The following is a 16432-nucleotide window of genomic DNA, read 5'->3' as shown; positions in this document are numbered from 1 at the left end:
TTAAAGTTTAGGCTTGTGAACCTTGAATCCTAAATTTTGAACTTTGAATTTATAGTGTATTAAATACGTTGGCGATTCTTTGGGTAATTTCTTCTATAGAACCTACACCATTTACACCGTAGTATTTTTCTTGAGTATTAAAATAATCTTTTAAGACAGCTGTTTTTGTATTGTATTCATTAAAACGATTTCGAATTTTAACTTCATCAGTATCATCAGATCTACCGCTTGTTTTTCCGCGTTCTAATAAACGTTCGACCAATAAATCTTCCGGTACTTCTAAAGCAATCATTGCGTTAATTTGCTCTCCTTTTTCCGCTAAAAATGCATCTAATGCAGTCGCTTGAGATTCTGTTCTCGGAAAACCATCAAAGATAAAACCATTGGCATCTGCATTTTTATCTACTTCTGCTTTTAGCATATTAATGGTTACTTCATCTGGCACTAAATCTCCTTCATCCATATATTTTTTAGCAAGCAAACCGAGTTCTGTTTGGTTTTTAATGTTGAAACGAAATACATCTCCTGTAGAAATATGTACTAAATTATACATCTCTTTTAAGAAGTTTGCCTGTGTTCCTTTTCCGGCTCCAGGAGGGCCAAATAATACAATATTTTTCATTTTTGGTATGGGTGTTAATTGATATATTTCTGGGTAATTTCTTCCTAAACCATCGTAATCTAGACCGTAACCAACAATAAATTTATCTTCAATATTTTTTCCGATATAATCTATTGGGAGTTCTTTTCTAAAAACATCTGGTTTAAAAAATAAAGTAACAACTTTTAATTGCTTTACGTTTTTATGTCTAAAGATATTATAAATTTCTTGGAGCGTTCCGCCTGTATCTATAATATCTTCTAAAATAATAACAGTTCTGCCTGTTAAGTCTTCATTTAAACCAACTAAATGTTTAATTTTTTCAGTAGAAGAGGTTCCTTCATAAGAAGCTAATCTAACAAACGAAACTTCGCAATTTCCTTTAAATTCTCTAATAAAATCTGCAGCAAAAAGAAAACATCCATTTAAAATACCAACAAAAATTGGTATTTCATTTTTAGATAAATCTTCTTTAACTCTTTGTGCAAGAAATTTAACGGTTGCCGCAATTTCTTCCTTATCAATATAAGGTTTAAAGTGTAAATCGTGAAGTTTTATAATGCTCATAAGTATGCAAATATAAAGGTCTTATTTTTAAAAACCTACAAGATAAAAAAAACCGTTTTCTTTTAGATACTGAAAACAAATTCAGCATAAAGAAAACGGTTTTAATGTATCTTAAAGTAGAATTATTCCTTGTTCTTTTCTTCTTTTTTAGAAGCGTCATACATAATTGGTGTTGCCACGAATAATGAAGAATAGGTACCTACTGCTACACCAATAATTAAGGCAAACATAAATCCTTTAATAGAGTCCCCTCCAAATAAGAAGATAGCTAACATTACCAATAATGTGGTTAAAGAAGTATTGATGGTTCTTCCTAAAGTAGAACTTAAGGCTTTATCAACAACTTCGCTATATTTCCATTTTGTATGAATGCCTGCAAACTCTCTAATTCTATCGAATATGACCACGGTATCATTTAATGAATACCCCACTACTGTTAAAATGGCTGCAATAAAAGATTGCCCAATTTCCATATCAAATGGCATAAAACTATAGGTGATAGAAAATACGCCTAACACAATTAATACATCATGAAAAACAGCAATTACAGCACCGATAGAGAAAGCAATTTTTCTAAATCGTAATAAAATATATAAGAAAACGATTAGCAACGAACCAAAAACGGCATACAAAGCCGAAGTTTTAATGTCATCTGCAATGGTTGGCGAAACTTTCATATAACTCATAACACCTGCACCTTGCTTTTCAAAACCTGGTTTAAAGTTGTCGTAAGTAGTATCTCCTAAATAAGATTTTAATCCGGTAAATAAAGTGTTTTGTACATTTTCATCAACCTCAGATCCTTCATCATCAATTCTGTAGGCGGTTGTTATTTTTAACTGATTATTGGTACCATAAGTTTTTACTTCTGGTGCAGAACCAAAGGCATCTTTTAAACTTCCTGCAACTTCTGTGGCATTCATATCTTGATCGAAACGAACAACATAAGATCTACCTCCCTTAAAGTCAACACCTTGTTTTAATCCTAATGTAAAAATGGAAATAAGACCACCAATAATGATGGCTCCTGAAATCACATATGCAATTTTACGTTTCTTTAAGAACTCAACATTGATGTTTTGAAACCATCCTTTAGAAAAGTTTGTATTAAAGGTTAGGTTGGCACCTTTATTCACTGCACCATCAATTAACAAACGTGTAATAAAAACCGCTGTAAATAAAGAGGTTGCAATACCAATCATTAATGTTAAAGCAAAACCTTTAATAGGGCCTGTTCCAAAAACATATAAAATAATACCTGTTAATAAGGTTGTAATATTCGCATCTATAATGGCAGATAAAGCTCCTTTTACAGAGAAACCTTCTTCTACAGATTGTTTTAATCCTTTCTTTTTAAACAAGCCTTCTTTTATTCTTTCAAAGATGATCACGTTTGCATCTACAGACATACCGATTGTTAAGATAATACCTGCAATTCCAGGTAATGTTAACACAGCGCTGAATGATGATAAAATACCGAAAATAAATAAGATGTTTACCGCTAAAGCAACGTCTGCATACAAACCTGCTTTTCCATAATATAAAATCATCCAAAGTAAAACTAACAGAATTGCTAATCCGAAAGAGCTTATAGAAGCATCAATAGATTCTTGTCCTAAAGAGGGTCCAACAACCTCTGCTTGAATAATACTTGCAGCAGCAGGCAATTTACCAGCTTTTAAAACTGTCGCAATATCTTCCGCTTCTTCAATCGTCATGGTACCACCAGAAATCTGTGTATTTCCACCAGTAATTGCTTGGTTTACAGAAGGTGCGGTATACACATAATCATCTAAAACAACTGCAACAAAATTCCCTACATTGTCAGCAGTCATTTTGGCCCATTGTTTTGTGCCTGAACTATTCATCGTCATACTCACAACAGGTTTGCTTAACTGATCAAAATCTTGTCTCGCATCTAAAATAACATCACCTTCTATCGTTGGTTTATCATTTCTATTAGATTTAATAGCATATAAACCTATTAATTCAGAACCGTCATTTCCTTTTGAGGACTTGTAATACCATAAAAATTTAACATACTTTAATTCTCTAGGAAGTAAAGCTCTTACTTCTTTGTTGCTTAATAAATCGTTTACAGTTGCGGTATCTAAAACTCTAGCTTGTCCTACTAAAGAACTTAATTGTTGTTGAGATTGTGCTACATTAGGAAATAAATACGTAAATAAATTCTTTTGTACTTGTGTAGAATCATTTTCTTCTCCTAAAAGAGCGTCGATATCATCTTCTTTGATAGAGTCTTTTACTTGTTTTACTGCTGAATCATCTTTTAATAATTCGGCAACTTTTGCATTGGCTGCAAAGAAAAAGTTCTGAACTTCTGCGTTGGTGTGTACTTCCCAAAACTGTAATTCAGCTTTACTTGTAATTAATTTTGTAACACGTTCAACATCTTTTGCACCTGGTAACTCAATCTGAATTCTACCAGAGTTTCCGATTCTTTGGATGTTTGGTTGCGTAACTCCAAATTTATCAATTCTACTTCTTAATACTTCAAAAGCAGTACCAATAGAACTGTTAATTTCTTCTTGTAAAGTTTCTCTAACGGTAATGTTTTCTTCGTCAAAAGAAATCTTTTCGCTTAAAGCTTTTGTTCCGAATATAGAAGGATCACTTAATTTTGTAGTTCCAGCAATTTTTTGAAATTCCTCAAAAAATAAATCTAAATAATTTAAATTACTATTTTTCTGTCTAACATCTGCGGCATCTAAAGCCTTATTAAAGGCTTCGTTTTTAGAGTCGTTAGACAAGCTTTTTAAAACTTCTTTTACAGAAACCTGTAAAATTGCATTAATACCACCTTTTAAGTCAAGACCAAGATTCATTTCTTTGTCTTTTACGTCATTATAAGTGTATTGCACAATCCCTAAATCGATAATGTCTTTGTTCGCAACGCTATCCAAAAATTTTCTTTCGAAGGTTGCTTTTTGTCTAGCGTCATTTTCATCTGCTTTGCTATCAGCATAAATTACAGCATCATCTTCTACTTTATTCGCTAGAAATGTAAATGATAATTGGTATAAACTCACCAATCCGAAAAGGATTGCGAATAATTTAATAAGTCCCTTGTTTTGCATTTGATATGTTTTTTGTTCAAAAAATTAAAAGCGGGCAAATATATAACTTCTCTTAAAATTTGACAATTATTCTTATGGAATGTTTTTTATTTATGAGTTTCATACTCATGAGGTTAAAGTAGTTTAAGAAATATGTAAACTAATATATCTTTAGATATCGTAAATGCAGGGTCCAGCTCTAACTTCTGGCTCTTTATGTGAAGTGCGATCTTTTGTAAAAGGACTTTTTTTGTTCGCTTTATAAGCGATTTTAAAAAGTTGATTTGTATGGTGTATTTGTAAACTTCTTGTGTGAGCGTACTTGTAATTATTCGTAAATCTGTCAGAGTTATACTTAATTTCAAATATAAATTTATCATCTAAATTTGATAAATCTGCTTCGTCGGTTAACTGATATATATCAATATTATAATGAGAAGAAGGAGTGTTATTTTGATTATTTTTTGATTTCTGATCGGAAACAAGGTCTATATCCTCAGCCAGAGCAGCTTTAATTGTTTCTGTAGGAACGATACTAAAATATGAAATTTTTAAAGTACCATTTGCGGTTTCTTGAATTTTAATATTAGAAACACCAATTTTTAAAAGCTTTTCTTGAATATCAGTACTGATGCTTTCAATATTTTTTTGGTTGATTTTAGTGTCAAAAAATTCTAAAACAATTTCTTGGTTCCGCACAGAAATTGGCTCTTGGAACCCTCCCCAGTAGATAAGTATTAAAAATAGTGTGCTAATGTACCACTTCACATTCATGGGTCAAATATATAAAAAAGATTACTCTCAATAACAGTAAAAAGTAATCTTATGGCATCGTTTATTGGTAATTAGATTTCAAGATTACATTAAATTTAAAATTCCAAAAGGAAGAAAATTACCCGAAAACATACGCAACTTTCTTTAAAAGGTAATTTTATCGATTTTATTGGGAACAAAATTAGATAAAAGCAGCCTAAAATCTATGAAAATTGGTTTTATGGGATGAAAAAAAAATAAGAAACCATTAAGGTAATTTAACGAGTAAAATCGTTTCATTTGTTGTGTCTAAATTTTTATGTTAGGATTGCTATAAAACTTTAGAAATAGTATCTATTATTAAAAATGTTTGTCTTAAATTTATGAATTGATAAAAAAAAACCTCTAATTATTAAGAATATGTCACATCTGTCGGATATAGAAATAGCACAGGCTATAAAATTACAACATATAAAAGAAATTGCAACCAAAATTAATATAGAAGAAGACGATTTAGAAATGTATGGTAAATACAAAGCAAAATTGCCGCTCTCGTTAATTGATGATAAAAAAATAGAAAAAGGTAATTTGGTTTTAGTGACTGCATTAACGCCCACTCCAGCAGGGGAAGGAAAAACAACAGTTTCTATTGGTTTAACCGAAGGATTAAATAAAATAGGAAAGCAAGCCACGGTGGTTTTAAGAGAGCCATCATTAGGACCTGTTTTTGGGATGAAAGGCGGGGCAGCAGGTGGTGGATTTTCTCAAGTTGTACCTATGGAAGATATTAACCTTCATTTCACTGGAGATTTTAATGCTGTTGAAAAAGCAAATAATTTATTATCAGCTTTAATTGATAATGCGATACAAAATAAAACAAATACTTTAAATATTGATGCGAGAACTGTTCTTTGGAAACGCGTTATTGATATGAATGATCGTGCTTTAAGAGATATTACGATTGGTTTGGGTGGTAGGGCAAATGGGGTTCCTAGACAAGACGGATTCAATATTACACCCGCCTCTGAGGTGATGGCAATTCTGTGTATGGCATCTAATCTTGCAAACTTAAAAGAACGTTTGGGGAATATTTTAGTCGGATTTACTTTTGAGAATAAACCTGTTTTTGCGCGCGACTTAAAGGCAGAGAATGCGATGACAATTTTACTAAAAGACGCGATTAAACCAAATTTAGTGCAAACGCTAGAGGGGAATCCAGCAATAATTCACGGAGGCCCCTTTGCCAATATCGCCCAAGGAACCAATACTATTATTGCTACAAAAATGGGCTTATCGGTATCTGATTATGTCGTTACAGAAGCAGGTTTTGGTGCCGATTTAGGGGCAGAAAAATTTTTAAATATCAAATGTCAGTTTGCAAAACTAAATCCGAAATGTGTGGTTTTAGTCGCAACAATTAGAGCTTTGCGCCATCATGGAGGCGCAAAACAAGATGAATATAATACGCCAAGTATCAAAAAAGTGAAAGAAGGTTTCAAGAATCTTGAAAAGCATATAGAGAATATTAGAAAATTTAACATAGAACCGGTTGTCGCAATTAATTCGTTTCTCTCAGATTCTGATGATGAAGTAAATTTTGTGATTGAAAAATGTGCAAGTTTAAATGTAGAAGCTGTTTTGTCTGAAGGATGGGCAAAAGGAGGAGAGGGCGCCAAAGATTTAGCAAATGCTGTTGTAAATGTTGTTGAAAATTCTGCAACTCAATACCAACCCTTATATAATTGGAAAAGTCCTGTGAAAGACAAAATAGATAAAATTGCTAAGGAAATTTATGGTGCAAAAAATGTTGAGTATAGCAAATTAGCGCAATTGAATTTGAGAAGAATTAGTAGATTAGGATTTGATGATTTTGCAATTTGTATGGCGAAAACTCAAAAGTCTTTTTCTGATGATGATCAACTCATTGGTCGTCCTGAAAATTTTTCAATAACAGTGCGAGAAATTGAAATTGCGGCAGGGGCACAATTTTTAATTCCTATTTTAGGAAAAATGATGCGAATGCCAGGTTTGCCATCAAAACCAGCATCAGAAAATATGAGGATTGATGATGATGGTGTTATTTCTGGATTATCTTAATCCCCATTGTCTTTCAGACATTTCCCCAAAGTAGAAAATTCAATTGGATAGAAATACCAGACCTCACAGATTTTTTAAATTTGTGAGGTCTTTACGTTTAATGGCTCACTCGTTTTTTTGAATGAGCGCAATACTTAACCGTATTTCACTGTAAGAAACTTGCTCGTTTAGTTTGTCGTAAATTGGTTTCAGCTCCATTTTTCGACCTAATTCATTAAAAAGAACCCGAACTTGATCAACAGTTTGTTTCGTTACATATTTTTCTAATTCAATTTCTTTTCCTTCCGTAAATAATTGAGATAGATGCGAGAAAATAGTGGTTATTGAAAGATTTCTTCTCTCTGCAATTTCTGCGGGATGTAAACCTTCTTTAAACAAGTTAAAGGTTTTTTGTGTTGTAGGAATTTTACGGGGCCGAGCTACGTTTTTAAATTTACGAATGATACTCATAAATTCCTCACCATATTTTTCCATTTTGTTCATTCCAACTCCTGAAATCGCTAAAAATTCATTTTCGGTTGTGGGAAGTTCACTTGCCATTAGTTTTAATGATTTGTCATTAAAAATTATGTAAGCTGGCATCTTTTCTTCTTTTGCGATTGTATATCTTATTTTTTTAAGTTCTGCAAATAAGTCATGATTCGTTTCGCCTATGGTCGTACTTTTTGCTGGTTTTTGTAATTTATTTTTATCCTCTGCACTTACAGGAGTTGTTAATCGTATCGTTTTTTCTCCTTTTAAAACTTTCCACCCAATAGGTGTTATTTTTAAGGCAGAACTTTCGGCGTACATTATTTCTATCAATCCTTGATTTGCCATTTGAATGATATAATCTCGCCAATCAAAAAAACTAACATCTTTTCCTATTCCATATGTTTTTAAATTAAAATATTGTTTTGCGTGAATATCTGCATTATTGCTTCCTCTTAATACATTAATTAACATCGTGATTCCATCTTTTTCTTTCATTCTTGCGATTCCTGACAATGCCTTTTGTGATAGAATAGTGCCTTCAAAATCTTTCGGCGGATTTTCACAAACATCGCAATTGCCGCAGTTTTCAGTAAGATGTTCTCCAAAATAAGACAATAATATTTTTCTTCTGCATGATTTAGCTTCTGCAAATTGAAGCATTCTATTTAATTTTTCTTTTTGCATAGCAGTATTTGCACCCTCATCTGCAAATTGGCTATACAGCACAAAATCTCTCATATTATAGTATAGCATAGTTTCTGAGGGTAACCCATCTCTTCCTGCCCTTCCTATTTCTTGGTAATAACCTTCGAGGTTTTTTGGTAAATTATAATGAATTACGAAGCGAACATTCGATTTGTCAATCCCCATTCCGAAAGCAATGGTGGCAACAATTATTTTTGTGTCATCATTTATAAAATCAGTTTGTGTTTTTTCTCTTTCTTCATGATTCATTCCTGCATGATAGAACGCTACGGAATGACCCTCTTGTTTCAGGTAACTTGCTACTTCTTCTGTGTTTTTTCTACTCAAACAATAAATAATACCACTTTCGTCTTTTCGTCGTTTTATAAAATTTACAATTTCTTGTAGCTTTTTCTTTTTTGGGACTTGTCCTCGTACTTCGATACTTAAATTTTTTCGATCAAAAGAAGATATGAATAATTTGGAGTTTGTTAAGCCTAATTGCTCCTCAATATCTTTCCGAGCAGATTTGTCTGCAGTGGCGGTTAATGCCATAAAAGGCACCTCTGGTAATGTCTTTCTAAATACTTTTAATTGTGTATATTCAGGCCTAAAATCATGCCCCCACATACTCACACAATGCGCTTCATCAATAGCTACTAATTTTATATTTAGTTGTTGTAACCAAGTATTACGAACCGATATTAGCTTTTCTGGGGATAGATATAATAATTGTAAATCGCCATTAATAGCCTTGTTAATTACTTCATTTTCTTCTTGCGAAGAGATAGAACTGTTAAAAAAATCGGCTTTTATTCCGTTCGATTTTAAAGCTTGTACTTGGTCTTTCATGAGGGAAATAAGTGGCGAAACTACAATGGTAATTCCATCGAAAACCAATGCGGGAATTTGGAAACACATCGATTTTCCGCCGCCGGTTGGCATTAATACAAAACTATCTTTACCGTTGATGGTTCGGTTGATGATTTCTTCCTGTAACGGACGAAATTTCTCGAAGCCGAATACTTTTTTTAAAAGAGTTTGTGTTTGATTTTCCACTTTGGTAGCAATTTAAGTACAAACATAAGTATTATACCATTTACAACTTGAATTTACCTGAATAAAACCCCCTTTTTTCCTTTTTTATAGAGGTTAAAAAGCCTCAAAGAAGATCTTTAAGGCTTTTAATTTGTATGCTATTTGTAAGATTAAAAAAAGATGCTACGTTTTTTATAACTCTAACAATCCGTTAGTTGCTTTAACTCCTTCAGCAGATGCTGCTAAATGAGCTTTTTCAGCATCACTTAAATTAATTTCAACAATGCTTTCAATTCCGTTTTTACCTAAAACCACAGGAACTCCAATACAAAGATCATTTAAACCGTATTCACCTTCTAATAAAGTAGAACAAGGATAAATTTTCTTTTGGTCACAGGCAATTGCTTGCACTAATCCGCTAACTGCTGCTCCAGGAGCATACCAAGCAGAAGTACCTAATAAACCCGTTAAAGTTGCACCACCTACTTTGGTGTCTTGCATTACTTGATCTAATCTTTCTTCTGAAATAAATTCAGAAACAGGTACAGAGTTTCGAGTTGCTAATCTTGTTAAAGGCACCATTCCTTTATCGGAATGACCACCAATTACCATACCATCAACATCAGAAATAGGCGCTCCTAAAGCCTCTGCTAATCTATATTTAAAACGAGCAGAATCTAATGCTCCGCCCATTCCAATAATTTTATTTTTAGGCAAACCTGTAGTTTTATGAACTAAATACGTCATTGTATCCATAGGATTAGAAACTACAATAATAATGGTGTTTGGAGAATGCTCAATTAAATTTGAAGAAACAGTTTTTACAATTCCTGCATTAATTCCAATTAATTCTTCACGCGTCATTCCTGGTTTTCTAGGGATGCCAGAAGTAATTACACAAATATCAGAGTTTGCAGTTTTAGCATAATCATTTGTACTTCCTGTAATTTTTGTATCAAAACTATTTAAAGACGCCGTTTGCATTAAGTCCATTGCTTTTCCTTCTGCATACCCTTCTTTAATGTCTAACAAAACAACCTCTGAAGCAAAATCTTTAATTGCTATGTATTCTGCACAACTTGCACCTACGGCACCCGCACCAACTACTGTAATTTTCATATAAATCTACTTTTAATTCTGTTAAAATAATAGACGTAAAAGTACGAAATATTATTCAAAATTCAGTTTAAATTGTTTTCAAAATTCTAATAAGTTGAAGGTTTTTTGAAGTGTTATTTTGAGATAAAAAAAGAGAAAGATTCTATTTATTATGATCTTACATAAGATGTTTAGTTTTTAAAGACCAATATTTTTATTAAAATATTGGTCTTTAAAAGTTTATTTCAAAAAACATATTACTTATCTTTGACTACTGATTAATAACCCAAATACATAATCATGAAAAAATTGAAATTAATGAAAACTGCAGTTTTACTTTTTACAGTATTTTTGCTCAGTAATTGTGAAACTAATGAATCTGTAGAGTTTGTTGTTATAGACTCATTTCCAACTGAAATAGATGTTATAGGTTTAAAAGGTTTAACATCCTATAGAATAGAAGACACCGCAGATATATCTGACCTTTTAAATAATGCAACAACTTTTATAGAGGCTGATGTAGAGACTGTTGCTATGGCTTTAAAAGGGTATTCAGGAACCTCTATAGAGGGTACTTTAAAAGTAACAACGGGCGAAACCATTTTATTTGAGCAGCAACTAACATTGTCATCAACCGAAACAATTGTAGAAATTCCCGCGAGTGCCAGTAATATCCTCGATGATATTAATGCAGGTACAATTTCTGTAATTATAGAAGGAACAGCTACTGCGCCTATAGAAAGTGATGCTTTTGTAATCGTCGTAACTCCTACTATTAAAAGTACAGTTGGCCTTTAGAAAATAAAGGTCTTAACTAAAACGACTAGATCAATAAACTTTTAATAGTATGAAAAAAAATATAACAATTTTATGTTTTTTGCTTTGGAGCGCTGTTTCCTTTGGGCAAATAGATTTAGGAACAATTTTTGATGGTGGTTCAGCAGATACTGAGACTTTTATGCAAGGGTATCTTAAACCATTTATTGCGGGTTTTGGAAATGGAATAAATGGGGGTTGGTATACAACAGCTAAAACGCACAAATTTTTAGGAATAGATATTGCTGTTATTGCAAATGCTGCCTTTGTACCTGCAAGTGATGAAACATTTACGTTCAATAATGCGGATTATACGAACATTAAATTATATGATGGTAGCTCATCTGCAGAGTTACCGACAATATTTGGTTCTCAAGCATTGAATGATAGGCCTCTATTAACGTTTTATGATACTGATGGAACTGTTATTACTTCAGCTTCTACTTTACCAGGATCTGGACTAAAAGAGGCTATTGGTTTTAATGTCGTGCCTTCCGCGATGGTGCAATTGGGTGTGGGACTTTTTAAAAACACCGATTTAAAAATTAGATTTATACCTAAACAAACTGCAGATGACTACGAGTTTTCTACATTTGGTATCGGTGTTATGCATGATTTAAAGCAATGGATTCCTTTTGTGAAAAGACTTCCGTTTGATTTTTCTGCTTTAGTTGCTTGGAATGATGTGAGGTCAAAATTTATCGTAGATTCAGAAAACTTCCAATCAAATCAGGTGTTAGAGTTTAATACACAAACATTTTTATTTCAGTTATTAGCCTCAAAGAAACTTTCTATTTTAACATTGTATGGGGGTATTGGTACTGCTTCTTACAATACTGATGTGGATATTTTAGGAACTTATACAACAAGTGAAAATGTATATGTAAATCCTGTAAGTTTAAACAGCAAAGGAAATTCTATGAGAGCAAATTTAGGCTTATCAATTAAATTATTTTTCCTTAATTTAAGCGCTGATTATGCCTTGCAAGAGTATGATACTTTTACCGTAAGTGCAGGTTTTAGTATTAGATAAGATTCAAAAACATTGTTGTCCGATAAAAGATAAAAAGACCGCTTTCGCTGTTAGAATCAAGAACAAAGACTTGAATGTAACTAGCTGAAAAACAGTATTATTATGATTTTAAATTTTTCGATACATCATAAATTCTAAAGCGGTTTTAAAAGAAAGGTATTCTATTTTAAGGGCTCTTCAAAATCAATATTATCAATACTTTAAAACACTTTAGTTAATTTTAATCGGACAACACTAATTTAAAAAGAACATATTAAAAAAAGGTAAAAGAATTTAAATTCTTTTACCTTTTTTTTCATTTTAAATTATCCTAATCTTATTTTATAATTTCATTTCAATAAATTGATTTATTCTATTAAAAAAGATAAGTAAAAAAGAAACGATTTATTACGCCATTATATGTCTAAAATGGTATTATACATCAATATTCGCATACTTGGCATTTCTTTCAATGAAATCTCTTCTTGGTGGTACTTCATCTCCCATTAACATAGAAAATACTCTATCAGCTTCTGTAGGGCTATCAATAACTACCTTACGCAAAGTTCTAAATTCAGGATTCATGGTGGTATCCCAAAGTTGTTCAGCATTCATTTCTCCTAAACCTTTATATCTTTGGATGCTGACCCCGCCACCATACTTTTGAGCGATAATATCACGCTGATTGTCGTCCCAAGCATATTCTCTTTTTTGGCCTTTTTTGACTAAATATAAAGGAGGAGTGGCAATATAAATATAGCCTTGCTCAACCATTTCTCGCATATATCTAAAGAAAAATGTTAATATTAAGGTAGCAATATGTGATCCATCTACATCGGCATCACACATAATAACAACTTTGTGATAACGAACTTTTGATAAGTTTAAGGCTCTTGGGTCTTCTTCTGTACCTATAGAAACTCCTAAAGCAGTAAACATATTTTTAATTTCTTCATTTTCAAAAACCTTATGTTGCATGGCTTTTTCCACGTTCAAAATCTTTCCTCGAAGTGGTAGAATGGCTTGAAAGTTTCTATCTCTTCCTTGTTTGGCTGTTCCGCCTGCAGAATCTCCCTCAACTAAGAATATTTCACATTGAGCAGGATCTGTTTCAGAGCAGTCAGATAATTTACCAGGTAAACCACCGATAGACATTACCGTTTTACGTTGCACCATTTCCCTGGCTTTTCGTGCTGCATGTCTTGCGGTTGCTGCTAAAATTACTTTCTGAACAATTATTTTTGCATCATTAGGATTTTCTTCTAAATAATTTGTTAACATTTCTGAAACAGATTGAGACACTGCAGAAGTAACTTCTCTGTTTCCTAATTTTGTTTTTGTTTGCCCTTCAAATTGAGGCTCTTGTACTTTTACAGAAACAATTGCTGTTAATCCTTCACGGAAGTCATCACCGGCAATTTCAAACTTTACATTTTTTAATAATCCAGATTCATCTGCATATTTTTTTAACGTACTTGTTAAACCACGTCTAAAACCGGATAGGTGTGTTCCTCCTTCATGCGTGTTGATATTGTTTACATAAGAATGTAAATTTTCAGCATACGAAGTATTATACACCATCGCAACCTCTACAGGAATTCCGTTTTTCTCGCCTTCCATAGAAATTACAGACCCGATTAATTGCTCTCTTGTAGAATCTAAATATTTAATAAATTCAGGTAGTCCTTCATCACTATGAAAAACTTCAGAAATAAAATTACCTTCATCATCGGTAGTCCTTTTATCTGTTAACGTTATTGTAATTCCTTTATTCAAATATGATAATTCACGCATACGTGTTGCTAATGTATCATAGTTAAATTCAGTGGTTTGTTTAAAAATAGATTTGTCTGGCAAAAAAGTAACAATTGTACCAGTAAAATCTGTCTCTCCAATTGTTTTTACGGGGTAAAGCGATTTTCCTTTAGAATATTCTTGTTGCCAAACTTTGCCTTCTTTATGCACCGTAGCTGTTAAGTGCTCTGATAGTGCATTTACACAACTTACACCTACACCGTGTAAACCTCCAGAAACTTTATAGGAGTCTTTATCAAATTTACCACCAGCTCCAATTTTTGTCATGACTACTTGTAATGCAGAAACCCCTTCTTTTTTATGAATGCCAACAGGAATTCCACGACCATTATCTTTGGTTGTAATAGAATTGTCTTCATTAATAACTACGTCAATGGCATCACAATAACCACCCATTGCTTCATCAATAGAATTATCTACAACTTCATAAACTAAATGATGTAAACCACGGATGCCAACATCCCCAATATACATCGACGGACGCATTCTTACATGCTCCATGCCTTCTAATGCCTGAATACTGGAAGCATCATATTCCTTTTTTTTATCTTCGCTCATTATTAAAGTAAATTATTAGTTTTTAGATTGATAAGATTCGTCTTCAAATCGAACTCGTTCGTCACAAATTTACAATTTTATCAATTGATTTCAAGCTTTTTTAGCGATTAACTTATGATATTGTATATTTTTATAAAGATATAAAAGTGCTTTAAATCGCTTAATAAGTGCCTTAAAATAGATTTAGGTATTTTTATTATTTGAAAGATAATTAAGTATTGAGAAAGTTTCTTATTCGTCTAGTTTTTCGTGTTTTAATTTTTTTAATAAATAGTTTAAAACGTCAAAGTTGATAGTGTAAAGAAAAAAACAGGAACTTTTTAAGACATCTTAAAATTAAATAAAGAAATATGATGTTTGTCACTTAATAAAAAATAAGAACCTCTTAATTTTGTGTTCAATTTAAGAATAACTTCAGAATGAAATTAGTTAATAATATCATGAATAAATTTTTATTATCATTGCTATTGCTATCCCCACTATTTTTGATAGGTCAGGAGAAAAAAGAATTTAAGCCTACGATTAATTGGAATGTTAGAGCTCAAATATGGCTCCGTTATTCAGATTTAAATGAAGGTTCATTGATCAATGGAGAACTAACAAAACAATTTACAGACGTTTCTATTAGACGTTTAAGAATACCAATTAGTTCTCAAGTAACCCCAAAAATTTATGTCTATTCTATTTTAGGTGGCAATAATTATAACTTTAAAACGAAATCATTTCCGTTAGAAGTTTTAGATTTATATGGAGAATATACTTTTCATAAAAGTTTTGAAATTGGAATTGGTAAATCTGGTTGGCAAGGCTTAAGCAGATGGACAATCCGTTCTAATAAAACTTTAATGGGGCTGGATTCTCCTCTTTTCACCTTAAATACAGTTGAAAAAAATGATGATATTGGACGTCTTTTAGGAATTTGGTTTAAAGGACAAGTTGGTAAAATAGATTATAGACTAGCATTTAACACACCTATTGTGGTCACTAGTATTCCAACGGGTGAAGTAAATTTCGCAAATAATAGACCACGAACTAAAACCTCATCCTATGTAAAATACCAATTTTTTGAGCACGAATCTAACAAGTCAGCATATCAAACAGGTACTTATTTACAAGCTAAAAAAGTTTTTAACATTGGTGCTGGGTTTCAGTATCAGGAAAAAGCGATGAGTGATGGTGATACACAGTTAGCTTCAACAAATTTGTATGATATGAAACATTGGGCTGTAGATTCATTTTTAAATCTACCTTTAACTAATGATGCTGCAATTACAGCATATTTAGGGTATTATGATTATGATTTTGGGAAAGATTATATTAGAAATGTTGGCGCAGACAATCCATCCACTGGAGGTGGTTCAGATTTTAATGGAGCAGGAGTGGCTTACCCAATGATTGGTACAGGAACTACTTGGTATATGCAGTTTGGGTATGCTTTTAAGAAATCTAAATTTTTAAATGTGCCTATGGTAATTCAACCGAATATTGCCATTCAAACTTCTAACTGGGATGCTTTACATGAACAAATGACAGTATATGACCTGACCGTAAATTTTTTAATGAACGGTCAACATGGTAGAAAAATAAGTTTGGGGTATCAACACAGACCTATTTTTGATGCCACTACGAAAACGCAGAAAGACTATAAAGGAATGTTAGTGGTGCAATACCAAGTGTCTTTAAAATAAGGGGAATACTATTATAGATATATAATGCCTTAATGAATCGTTTCTTTTTCGCTTACTTTTTATTAAAAAAAATGACTGTGACGAAGGCTATGTTACTTGTTTTTTAATTTCAATGAATCAAAAAATAATTCAATTTTTTTACACGGCATGATGA

10 protein-coding genes are annotated in these 16432 nt (G+C 32.2%); 4 read left to right on the top strand and 6 right to left on the bottom strand.

Features of this window, described 5'->3' with window-relative positions:
* Nucleotides 1-49 precede the first annotated feature (49 nt).
* The 3 genes from K8354_RS12145 to K8354_RS12135 form a co-directional block, all read right to left on the bottom strand.
* Nucleotides 50-1168 carry an adenylate kinase gene (locus tag K8354_RS12145; protein WP_223440049.1) on the bottom strand — a complete coding sequence of 373 codons (1119 nt, stop codon included), beginning with the start codon at nucleotides 1166-1168 and terminating at the stop codon, nucleotides 50-52.
* A gap of 122 nt (nucleotides 1169-1290) precedes the next feature.
* Nucleotides 1291-4266, bottom strand: a complete 2976-nt coding sequence (secDF, locus tag K8354_RS12140) for a protein translocase subunit SecDF (protein ID WP_223440034.1) — start codon at nucleotides 4264-4266, stop codon at nucleotides 1291-1293.
* Nucleotides 4267-4416: 150 nt separating this feature from the next.
* Entirely contained in the window at nucleotides 4417-5013 is a 597-nt protein-coding gene (locus K8354_RS12135; RefSeq protein WP_223440026.1) for a hypothetical protein, read from the bottom strand.
* 405 nt (nucleotides 5014-5418) lie between these two features.
* Here K8354_RS12135 and K8354_RS12130 point away from each other — a divergent pair, with 405 nt between their 5' ends.
* The gene (locus tag K8354_RS12130) at nucleotides 5419-7095 is read left to right on the top strand and encodes a formate--tetrahydrofolate ligase (RefSeq protein ID WP_223440024.1); all 1677 of its coding nucleotides are present in this window, start codon (nucleotides 5419-5421) and stop codon (nucleotides 7093-7095) included.
* A gap of 105 nt (nucleotides 7096-7200) precedes the next feature.
* Here K8354_RS12130 and recQ read toward each other — a convergent pair whose 3' ends face one another.
* Nucleotides 7201-9312: a DNA helicase RecQ gene (recQ, locus tag K8354_RS12125; RefSeq protein ID WP_223440017.1), complete on the bottom strand. Its 2112-nt coding sequence runs from the start codon at nucleotides 9310-9312 to the stop codon at nucleotides 7201-7203.
* A 171-nt stretch (nucleotides 9313-9483) separates the two neighbouring features.
* On the bottom strand, nucleotides 9484-10410 hold the full coding sequence (gene mdh, locus K8354_RS12120; RefSeq protein WP_223440013.1) for a malate dehydrogenase: 927 nt from the start codon (nucleotides 10408-10410) through the stop codon (nucleotides 9484-9486).
* Nucleotides 10411-10689: 279 nt separating this feature from the next.
* Here mdh and K8354_RS12115 point away from each other — a divergent pair, with 279 nt between their 5' ends.
* On the top strand, nucleotides 10690-11187 hold the full coding sequence (locus tag K8354_RS12115; protein ID WP_223440006.1) for a hypothetical protein: 498 nt from the start codon (nucleotides 10690-10692) through the stop codon (nucleotides 11185-11187).
* A 49-nt stretch (nucleotides 11188-11236) separates the two neighbouring features.
* A complete protein-coding gene (locus tag K8354_RS12110; RefSeq protein ID WP_223440004.1) occupies nucleotides 11237-12238 on the top strand; it encodes a DUF6588 family protein in 1002 nt (333 codons plus the stop codon).
* Nucleotides 12239-12652: 414 nt separating this feature from the next.
* On the opposite strand, the gene gyrB is transcribed toward K8354_RS12110, so the two are convergent.
* Nucleotides 12653-14590 carry a DNA topoisomerase (ATP-hydrolyzing) subunit B gene (gene gyrB / locus K8354_RS12105; protein ID WP_223440002.1) on the bottom strand — a complete coding sequence of 646 codons (1938 nt, stop codon included), beginning with the start codon at nucleotides 14588-14590 and terminating at the stop codon, nucleotides 12653-12655.
* Nucleotides 14591-15009: 419 nt separating this feature from the next.
* On the opposite strand from gyrB, the gene K8354_RS12100 reads away from it, so the two are divergent.
* Complete coding sequence (locus K8354_RS12100) at nucleotides 15010-16278, top strand: porin (protein WP_223439994.1); 1269 nt, start codon at nucleotides 15010-15012, stop codon at nucleotides 16276-16278.
* Nucleotides 16279-16432: the final 154 nt, after the last annotated feature.

Source organism: Polaribacter litorisediminis, from assembly GCF_019968605.1.
Lineage (GTDB): Bacteria > Bacteroidota > Bacteroidia > Flavobacteriales > Flavobacteriaceae > Polaribacter > Polaribacter litorisediminis.
Note: the sequence above shows the minus strand (reverse complement) of the source record. Positions and strands in the feature narration are given on the sequence as shown.

Bases quoted from the DNA above. Each gene is read 5' to 3' on its own strand.
- K8354_RS12110 (WP_223440004.1), top strand. From the start codon at position 11,237: ATGAAAAAAAATATAACAATTTTATGTTTTTTGCTTTGGAGCGCTGTT.
- secDF (WP_223440034.1), bottom strand. From the start codon at position 4,266: ATGCAAAACAAGGGACTTATTAAATTATTCGCAATCCTTTTCGGATTG.
- gyrB (WP_223440002.1), bottom strand. From the start codon at position 14,590: ATGAGCGAAGATAAAAAAAAGGAATATGATGCTTCCAGTATTCAGGCA.
- K8354_RS12115 (WP_223440006.1), top strand. From the start codon at position 10,690: ATGAAAAAATTGAAATTAATGAAAACTGCAGTTTTACTTTTTACAGTA.
- K8354_RS12130 (WP_223440024.1), top strand. From the start codon at position 5,419: ATGTCACATCTGTCGGATATAGAAATAGCACAGGCTATAAAATTACAA.
- mdh (WP_223440013.1), bottom strand. From the start codon at position 10,410: ATGAAAATTACAGTAGTTGGTGCGGGTGCCGTAGGTGCAAGTTGTGCA.
- K8354_RS12145 (WP_223440049.1), bottom strand. From the start codon at position 1,168: ATGAGCATTATAAAACTTCACGATTTACACTTTAAACCTTATATTGAT.
- K8354_RS12100 (WP_223439994.1), top strand. From the start codon at position 15,010: ATGAAATTAGTTAATAATATCATGAATAAATTTTTATTATCATTGCTA.